Here is a 669-nt window from a genome sequence, read left to right on the forward strand (position 1 = left end):
GCCTGTCGCTGGCCGCCAGCCTCGGCCAGGCGGGCCTGTCGGCCACCGTGCTGGAGCTGCAGCCCGAGGCGCAGCTGGCGGCCCCGGCGCCGGACGGGCGCGAGATCGCGCTCACGCACCCGAACGTCGCCACCCTGGAGCGCCTGGGCAGCTGGCAGCGCCTGGCGCCGCACGAGGTGGGCCGGCTCGCCGCCGCCGAGGTGCACGACGGCCCGGTCGGCCGCCGCGGCCCGCTGCACCTGCACGCCGGCGGCACCGGCCTGGACCGGCTGGGCTGGATCGTGCCCAACCACGCGCTGCGCCGCACCGCCTGGGAGGTCGCCAGCCAGACGCCCGGCGTGCGCCTGCTCACCGGTGCGCGCGTGCAGCGCGTGGCCGTCCACGCCACGCACGCCGAGGTGCAGTACCTGCCGGCCGGCGCCAGCCAGACGCAGCCGCTGCGCGCGCCGCTGGTGGTGGCCGCCGACAGCCGCCTGTCCGCCACGCGCCGGCAGCTGGGCATCGGCGCTTCCATGACCGACTTCGGCCGCACCGTGATCGTCTGCCGCCTGCGCTGCGAGCGGCCGCACGACCAGGTGGCGCACGAATGCTTCGGCTACGAGCGCACGCTCGCCATCCTGCCGCTGCCGGACGACCCGGTGGACGGCTCGCCGCTGTGCTCGGCCGGGG

General features: G+C 78.2%; 1 protein-coding gene. It reads left to right on the plus strand.

Annotated elements, in window-relative coordinates; translation table 11 throughout:
- Positions 1-2: 2 nt before the first annotated feature.
- The coding region (locus A612_RS07955; protein WP_241209533.1) for an FAD-dependent monooxygenase at positions 3-669 on the plus strand (667 nt) is incomplete at its 3' end.

The sequence above is a fragment of the Melaminivora alkalimesophila genome (genome assembly GCF_000282995.1).
GTDB classification, from domain to species: domain Bacteria; phylum Pseudomonadota; class Gammaproteobacteria; order Burkholderiales; family Burkholderiaceae_C; genus Melaminivora; species Melaminivora alkalimesophila.